The organism is Desulfobacterales bacterium (assembly GCA_030066985.1).
Taxonomy (GTDB): domain Bacteria; phylum Desulfobacterota; class Desulfobacteria; order Desulfobacterales; family JAHEIW01; genus JAHEIW01.
In genome coordinates, this window is the sequence record JASJAN010000024.1 from 126,723 (window position 1) to 134,683 (window position 7,961).

A 7,961-nucleotide genomic window follows, 5' to 3' on the forward strand; every position below is an offset into this window, starting at 1 on the left:
AAGGTGGAAACGTTCGAGCGGCAATCCACCAGAGGCGGATCTTCGACCTCGACAATCGCTCATATCAAACCTTGATCGAAAATGGGGAAAAGCGCATCGTGGCTTTTCCCCATTTTTACATTTTTTAAAGGAAGGTTTTTGTGCCAAAGCCGCTTCTTTATATCATCTACGTTTTGATGATCATTATCGGGCTGGTGGCCATGTATTCATTGTTGAATGCGGGGAATCCGGACAGTTTGCTGCGGCCCTTTTTCCCGGATCCCAAATATGACGTGTATGTCGCCATGGTCTCTTCAGTCCTGGTTTTTATCCTGGGTTTTTTCGTTTTTTTTTCCCGGGACCAGGAAAGCTTTCGTCAACTGGTGGCGCTGAATGCCGAGAAGATAAGGGAGCTGCGCACCGAAGGCAAAAAGGATGAAGAAATAGCGGACTCCATTCTGGCGGCGATGGGCAGCTATAGCGGCTATAAGCATAATATGGCAAGAAAGAAATTGTTGATATATTTGGCTGAGTTCAGGTAACAGAGGAATAATTGTGATTTTGAATAGGTCTCACGCCAAGACGCAAAGGCGCAAAGCTTAAATATTATCGCTAAAAAACTTCTTGGCGTCTTTGCGGCTTTGCGTGAGGTTAAAGTTCATTGGTTTCATAGAGTCGGTTATGCATTTTTTAGGTGAACAACAGTGGATCTATATTGCGATCGCATTTTTCGGGATCATCGGCTATATCGCCTGGATGCGCTGGCGCGACCGCAAATGGATCGAGACGCGCTTTGGCAGCCGCACGATCCTGGCTATGAGCTTTGGCGTCAACTTCTTCGGCAACTCATCCGATCCGGGCAAACCCAGCCGCAGCAGCGGCTTTTTGCTGTTGTTCTCCGATGTGCTCTTCTATCGCAGCCGGGTTAAAAAAATAGAGTTGGAGATTCCCGGTGCCCGTATAGCAAGGATTTATCATGACCGGGTCCACAAGGGTGTCGACCTGCGTCAATCTCTCATAAAAATTGACTTCTTAAATGATGCCGGTGAGAAAGACACCGCTGCCTTCAAGGTTCCCTACCCGCCCCAGTGGATGCAGGCCATTGAAAATGCGCTTCTCAAGAAAAAGTAAAGGTTCAAAGGTTCAGGGTTCAGGGTTATCTTTCTTTTTTAATCGTCCTCGTACTCGTCATCGTCCTTGAAAAGGTGCTGATTCACATCTAAGAAATAGATGATGGCCAAATGCATCAAGCCGAATTGACATTTCAATAATCAATTATAGATTTATCTATACATTAATTTTCATCCCAAAAAAGGGGGAAACCATGGATGTAAAGGACTATTGCGAAAGTGTAGGCAATGAACTGGCCGCCTGGAAGGCCAAAATGGGTGATGTATCTCAAAAAGCAGCTGCCCTCAAAGATGCGAACCGGGAAATAGCAGAGCCGATTGTAAAAGAGCTGAACGCCATCATGGAAGACATCGATCAGCACATTGCCATGCTGGCAAGGGAGTGCCCTTCTGAATGGAGCGATGATAAAAGCAAGATTGATGACAAGGTATCCCGGGCGAAAGACAAGTGGAAAGAAGTTTGGGGAGCATTGGGTAAAGAAGATACCGATTACGGCATAGGCGGCGCTTAATGTTCATCCATAAATGGCTATTTTTCCCAATCTCTATGTCAAAATCAGATTTTAATCGTCGACGTACTAAATGTACGCCTCCAATAAAAATCTGATTTTCCCGCGACCTTGGATAAAATATCTCATTTCTGTATAAACATTAACCACCCTGAAAAGGGCTTATCTCCAGAATACTCCAATTGATTCGGCAACTAACCATTTTGGTATGCTCCGTCATTAAGTCGGTTTACGCCTTTTGAACACAATGATTTATAAGATAAAGACGTGAAATCCCGCTTTGTAGCGGGAGCCTACGAACATGATCTGGGGCTTTGAAACCAGTTTTACTATAATAAATTGCTCATTTCCAAACTATATTAAGTTGCTCTGATCAATACGTATGATGGCAGAACTGTAAAATGGATTAGAAATTCTATTTACAATTTAAAATTGACACCTCCTATTTACCGCTCCTATAAAATAGAATATTCGCTTTTTCGTATGTGGCAAAGCCTTCAGATATGGCATGGTCAATAGTTGAAAGAAAAGATTCTAATTTATCTTTTGTATCCACCATTTCTATGATAATAGGCAAGTCTTGCGAAAGCCGCAAAATTGAAGATGTTTTAATACGACTTTTCGCCCCAAACCCCATCATTCCTCTAATTACCGTCGCACCGGCCAAGCCGTACTCTTTAGCCTTTAGTACAATCCATTGATATAGAAGCTTTCCCTCATACTTGTCACTTTCTCCAATAAATAGGCGCAATAAACAACCATCTTTTGGTAATTTCATTTTTTAATACCTCCAAATTACAGAGCTAAGTAATCTTCCTAAATACACAGCACTTAGCCCAAATAAAATATGCGACCCGATATTAATTAATGCCAGATGAAATTTTGATTCGGCTATGTGAGTAAAAGATTCATGCCCGAAGGTTGAAAATGTGGTGAACGCACCTAATATGCCGATTAGGAGGAAAGCCCGCATTTCGCTGTTCAACATTGCACGTGCCTCAATGAGATAAGCTAAAAAGCCGATTATGAAACATCCAATGGTGTTAACAGCCAGAGTTCCGAAAGCGAAATTGATGCTACCAGAAATGTTTTGAAAGAAACCGCCAATCAAATATCGGAATACCGAACCGATAAATCCACCAACCCCAATTAGTAGCATGATCTTAATCACATTTAACTCCTCTGTTGATATATTCTTATTTTCTGATTTTAATCGTGTGGTACTAATTTTACGACGGGGAATATCAATGCTTTATACAGGACGCAGACATCTTATTTGGCATTTGCCAGATACGGTGAAATTGTGTTTTGATTTATGTACAATTATCTTTGCTAATCATACCCGATTGTTGCACTATAAAGAAAAGTCACGAAAATTAATTAAGGTTAATAGAGCAGAGATTTAATTCTGTTTGAGGGCTACCGCAAAATTATGAGTAATTAAATTATGGCCGTGCCCCAATCATACCTTCGTTTGATGTACTTCAGGATCAAAGACGTTTCGGTTCGAACAACCCCTTTAATCTTATAAACCTGATTAAAGATAACATCATTGAGTTCATCCAAAGACTTGGCCACAAACTCCGTATAAATATCCGAATCACCCGTGGCATGCACTACAAACCAGATGGATTTGATCTTCGACAATTCCTTTGTGACACTCTCAATTTTAGTGATATCCACCTTAATTCTCAAAATACCGACAATCTTAAATCCCAGCTTAATAGGATTGCTGACCGCCACGATCTGAACGTATCCTTCCTCAATCAGTCGATTTAAGCGTGAGCGTACCGTAGCTTCAGAGATACCAATTTCTTTGGCAATATCGGTGTTGGGTATCCTGCCGTCTTTTTGTAAAAGCTCAATCATCTGGCAATCGATGTGATCAATGGTTTTTTTTCTATTTGTTGCAGTCCCCTTTTTCATTTGGCCTCCCTGCAGCGCTGTTTATTATAAATTGAGAGATAATTTCTAACACGCCCACAATAAAAGATCAATCAGATATTTACTTAATTAGCAGTTCAGCCCAATTTTTTTATTTATTTTCGTATAAAAATATAAAAATTTTTATCATTTTCGTATAAATTTGCAAAATCTTTCTTGACAACAAAATAAGATTTGCCTTAAGTTGTTGAATATTGATATGCAATCAGAAACGGTTCACCGTTCATGGGTTCAGAGGTTCAGCCTGCGACGAGCTACTCTCGGCCTGAGCTCGAGTCGAAGGCAGCCGAGTCGGGTTAGGTTAAAAATCACAACAATCCTGAATCTGTTTACGATTTAAAAAATGTTAGATGCATTTTTGAGATAATTTATAGAAACCAGCGAAGGAGGATGCAATATGTCACTGCCATTAATGAAAAACTATATCAACGGGGAGTGGGTGGAATCCAACTCGGAAACAATAGGCGATGTTTGGAACCCGGCCACTGGAGAAAAAATCGCCCAGGTGGCCTATGGCACTGCTGAAGATGTTGACAAAGCGGTCAAGGCAGCCAAGGATGCTTACTGGGAGTGGCGGACCACACCACCTTTGACACGGGCCCGCTATCTTTTCCGCATGAAAGAAGCCTTTGAAGAAAATTTTGAGGAAATTGCCAAAGTCCTGACCACCGAGCAGGGCAAATGCATCGACGAGGCGCGCGGAGAAGTTCGGCGTATGATCGAAAATGTCGAGCACGCCACCGGTGTTACGACGCTGATGACCGGGTACACTATGGAAGACATCGCCCAAGACATCGACTGCATGGGCCATCGCCAGCCGTTGGGTGTTTTTGCAGCCATTGTCCCGTATAACTTTCCGGGAATGGTGGCTTGGTGGTTTCTGCCTTACGCCCTGGTGACCGGCAACACCTTCATCGTCAAACCTTCCGAGCAGGTGCCCATGACGCAGACCAAAATTTTTGAGATTCTTGAAGATGTCGGCCTTCCCGAAGGGGTTCTGAATATGGTGCATGGCGCCCATGATGTGGTCAACGGCTTGCTCGATCATCCGGACATCGAAGGCATCTCTTTTGTGGGCTCTACCCCCACGGCCAAATACATTTACAAGCGCTGCGGCGATACCGGCAAACGGGTTCAATCGCTGGGCGGTGCCAAAAACATTGTAGCAGTAATGCCTGATGCAGACCTGGACGCAGCCATGCCCTCGATGATCACGTCTTTTTACGGCTGTACCGGGCAGCGCTGCCTGTCGGGAGCGGTGCTCGTGCCGGTGGGAGACGTGGCCGATGAGCTGATCGAAAAATTCTCTACGGCTGCCAAGGAGATGAAAGTCGGCAGCGGCCTGGATGAACAAACCGGGATGGGTCCGTTGGCTTCTGCTGCCCAAAAGGAAAAAGTATTGGGCTATATCGAAAAAGGTATCGAAGAAGGTGCGGACCTGGTCATGGACGGACGCGGTTTTACTGTGGATGAATACCCGAATGGGTTTTTCGTCGGGCCGACCATTTTTGACAATGTCAAACCCGATATGACCATCGCCAAAGAAGAGATCTTCGGCCCGGTGGTCAGTGTGGTGCGCGCCAAAGATCTGAATGAGGTCATCGATCTGATCAACACCCGCGGTTTTGCCAACGCCGCCTGTATATATACCAATGACGGCGCTGCCGCCCGGGAATTCAAATACCGCGTCACACCCAGTATGGTGGGTATTAATATCGGTATTGCGGCACCGATGAGCTTTTTCCCGTTCGGCGGTGCCGGCAATTCGATGTACGGCGACACCAAGGCCCATGGCCAGGAGATTTTTAACTTTTTTACGGATACTAAAGTGGTCATTCAACGCTGGTTCTAAAACTGGCTTTAATCCCATCATCTCTTGGCCGATAGCGGTGTTGCTCGAAGCAGAAAACCGCTAACGTACTACAAGTACGCGGCACAATTTTCTGCTACTCGCGCCTTGCTATCGACCAAGAGCTAAGGACCTTAAAGCCAGTTTGAATCATCATTAAAAACAGTTCATGCCGAGCCAGCGAACATGATCTAAAATTTTAAAATCGATTCTACAACAAAGCTAAAGATCTTAAAGCCAGTTTAAAAAGTACTATGGAGTTATGGAGTAATCCATTTTGAAGGTTTGTGGTATCGACTTGTTCTCAATCAATACTCCACTACTCCAACACTCCGAAAATTTTAAAACGGATATAGGTAAAAGAGAATAGCATTGACAGTAGATGCGTAAAGATAGGAGGAGAAAATGCCTCTTGAGAATTTTGGGAGTATCCTCAATTTTGCGGAAGAGCTGGAGCTGCAAGATCTCGGGTTTTACAAAATCCTGGTGGACAATCCGGCCTGCGCGGAACACAAAGCCATGTTTCAATCATTTGCGGCGACCATCGACAAAAATGTCAAGAACGTGCAGCGAACCCGACGCGAAAATGTCACCGAAATGATCCTGGAGCCTATCAAGGATTTTATTCGCACACCCTTTTGCGAAGAATGTGTGGGTGTCGACAAAATGAATGCCGCCGAGGCTCTGGATGCAGCACGACGTCTGGAAGACAGAGCCGTTCGATACTATACCGAGGCCGCCTCTAAGATTAAAGCCCAGCCCGAAGTTGCCCGCGCCTTAAAGCTGTTGGGTAAAAAGCATTCCGCTCACCTGACAAAACTCGGCGAGATATAATACCAACGGGCAATAAACGCTGTTGACTGGATACCCAAATCATTGCAACAAACCATTTGAGGTTTGTTTGATTTTAAAAATACCACCAACAGACGGGTTACCCTGCCATTAGGCTGGCAGCGTTTTGACGGCAGACAAACAGGTTACCCGATAAAAAAAGGAGCAGACAAAATGAGTCAAGCGGTCGAAAAGATCAAAGCGTTGACGGAGCACACTTTCGGCACCTGGAATCAACAGTCGGGCTGGAAAACCCCCATGCTGGTTACCGATGCCGAAGGGATTTATTTTTACAATGCGGATGGAAAGCCGTTCATTGATTTTTCTTCACAATTGATGTGCTCGAATCTGGGGCACAAGAACAAGGCCATAATCGAGGCAATTGTCAAGCAGGCGGAGAAACTGCCCTATGCCGCGCCGGGATTTGTCACCGAGGCGTCCATTGCAGCGGTGGAAGCGCTTAAGACAGTCGTACCGGAGCCACTGAACAAATTCTTTTTTTCAACCAGCGGGACAGAAGCCAACGACGGCGCTTTGATAATGACTCGACAGAGCAAGGCACCGGCCTATAAAATTATATCCCGCTATCACTCCTATCACGGGGCTACCTCCGGCGGGCTGTCATTTACAGGCGACCCCCGCCGCTGGCCGGCTGAGCAGGCACGCTATACGGTGCAGGGCGTTCGGTTTGCACCAGATCATTATTGCTATCGCTGCCCGTTCAACATGAGCTATCCGGGATGCGACATCCAATGTGCCCGCTATCTGGATTATATAATCAAGGAAGAGGGCAATGTGGCTGCATTTATTGTGGAGCCGGTTGTCGGAACAAACGGCCGCATCGTGCCGCCACCGGAGTATTTTCCAATTGTTCGCCAGATATGTGATGAAAACGATGTGCTGCTGATTGCAGATGAAGTGATGTCCGGCTGGTTCCGGACCGGTACGGCTTTTGCCATGCAGAACTGGGACGTTGCTCCAGACATCATGACAACCGCCAAAGGCGCCAGCAATGCATACACCCCGGTGGCAATCACCGTGACCACCGAAAAAGTCAAAAGCCATTTCGAAGATGAGTTTTTCTGCCACGGCCACACCTATGCCTATCACGCACTGGCTGCTTCGGCCATACCGGCAGCAGTGGCTGAATATGATAAATTACTTAAATCCGGCCTGCCGCAAAAAGTAAGCCAGCACCTTGAGAAAAAGCTTTATGAGCTCGGTGATAAGCACATTTGTGTCGGCGATGTGCGCGGAATCGGGCATTTCTGGGCATTTGAAATCGTGAAAAACCGGGAAACAAAAGAGCCGTTCGATACAAAAGGAGATAAGATAAGCGGCAAGGCGCTGATGACAGGCAAAATTGCCGGCGCATGCATGCAAAACGGCCTCTACCTGGCGCCCTGGTACGACACCCTGGTCATTGCCCCGCCATTGATCATTACCGAAGAGCAAGTCGATGAGGCCATTGACATTCTCGGCAAAGCGCTGAAAGTCGGAGATGAGCAAGCAGAGGAAACCGATGTTCCGGTCTCAAGAAGCTCTGTTTTCAAGCAATAGGTTCATGGTGATAGGCGCTTGTTACTACAAGCCGTTTGGAATATGGTCATCTCATTCTACACAAGCCGGAGGTAAAACTCCGGCTTGATATTTAGCACCCAAAAGTCCCCCTTGAAAACCAGTTGCCTTTGACCGGCAAATGGTTGCCGAAATCAAAAA

Annotated in this window: 9 protein-coding genes; 6 read left to right on the forward strand and 3 right to left on the reverse strand. The window is 45.6% G+C overall.

The genetic code is table 11. From position 1 onward, the window contains the following. Nucleotides 1–140: 140 nt before the first annotated feature. The 3 genes from QNJ26_13900 (at nucleotide 141) to QNJ26_13910 (ending at nucleotide 1,621) form a co-directional block, all read left to right on the forward strand. The gene (locus QNJ26_13900) at nucleotides 141–521 is read left to right on the forward strand and encodes a hypothetical protein (GenBank protein ID MDJ0986630.1); all 381 of its coding nucleotides are present in this window, start codon (nucleotides 141–143) and stop codon (nucleotides 519–521) included. Nucleotides 522–660: 139 nt separating this feature from the next. Continuing rightward, nucleotides 661–1,110, forward strand: coding sequence for a hypothetical protein (locus tag QNJ26_13905; protein ID MDJ0986631.1), 450 nt, complete (start codon nucleotides 661–663; stop codon nucleotides 1,108–1,110). A gap of 193 nt (nucleotides 1,111–1,303) precedes the next feature. Then, complete coding sequence (locus tag QNJ26_13910) at nucleotides 1,304–1,621, forward strand: hypothetical protein (GenBank protein ID MDJ0986632.1); 318 nt, start codon at nucleotides 1,304–1,306, stop codon at nucleotides 1,619–1,621. A gap of 439 nt (nucleotides 1,622–2,060) precedes the next feature. Here QNJ26_13910 and QNJ26_13915 read toward each other — a convergent pair whose 3' ends face one another. From QNJ26_13915 to QNJ26_13925, 3 genes are all read right to left on the reverse strand, one after another. Next, on the reverse strand, nucleotides 2,061–2,396 hold the full coding sequence (locus QNJ26_13915; GenBank protein ID MDJ0986633.1) for a DUF190 domain-containing protein: 336 nt from the start codon (nucleotides 2,394–2,396) through the stop codon (nucleotides 2,061–2,063). Between the two features lie 3 nt (nucleotides 2,397–2,399). Beyond that, nucleotides 2,400–2,789 carry a fluoride efflux transporter CrcB gene (gene crcB, locus QNJ26_13920; protein ID MDJ0986634.1) on the reverse strand — a complete coding sequence of 130 codons (390 nt, stop codon included), beginning with the start codon at nucleotides 2,787–2,789 and terminating at the stop codon, nucleotides 2,400–2,402. A gap of 269 nt (nucleotides 2,790–3,058) precedes the next feature. Then, complete coding sequence (locus tag QNJ26_13925; GenBank protein MDJ0986635.1) at nucleotides 3,059–3,544, reverse strand: Lrp/AsnC family transcriptional regulator; 486 nt, start codon at nucleotides 3,542–3,544, stop codon at nucleotides 3,059–3,061. Nucleotides 3,545–3,959: 415 nt separating this feature from the next. Here QNJ26_13925 and QNJ26_13930 point away from each other — a divergent pair, with 415 nt between their 5' ends. The 3 genes from QNJ26_13930 (at nucleotide 3,960) to QNJ26_13940 (ending at nucleotide 7,802) form a co-directional block, all read left to right on the forward strand. Then, nucleotides 3,960–5,414 carry a CoA-acylating methylmalonate-semialdehyde dehydrogenase gene (locus QNJ26_13930; GenBank protein MDJ0986636.1) on the forward strand — a complete coding sequence of 485 codons (1,455 nt, stop codon included), beginning with the start codon at nucleotides 3,960–3,962 and terminating at the stop codon, nucleotides 5,412–5,414. Between the two features lie 402 nt (nucleotides 5,415–5,816). After that, complete coding sequence (locus QNJ26_13935) at nucleotides 5,817–6,245, forward strand: ferritin-like domain-containing protein (GenBank protein ID MDJ0986637.1); 429 nt, start codon at nucleotides 5,817–5,819, stop codon at nucleotides 6,243–6,245. 171 nt (nucleotides 6,246–6,416) lie between these two features. Continuing rightward, a complete protein-coding gene (locus tag QNJ26_13940) occupies nucleotides 6,417–7,802 on the forward strand; it encodes an aspartate aminotransferase family protein (protein MDJ0986638.1) in 1,386 nt (461 codons plus the stop codon). Nucleotides 7,803–7,961: the final 159 nt, after the last annotated feature.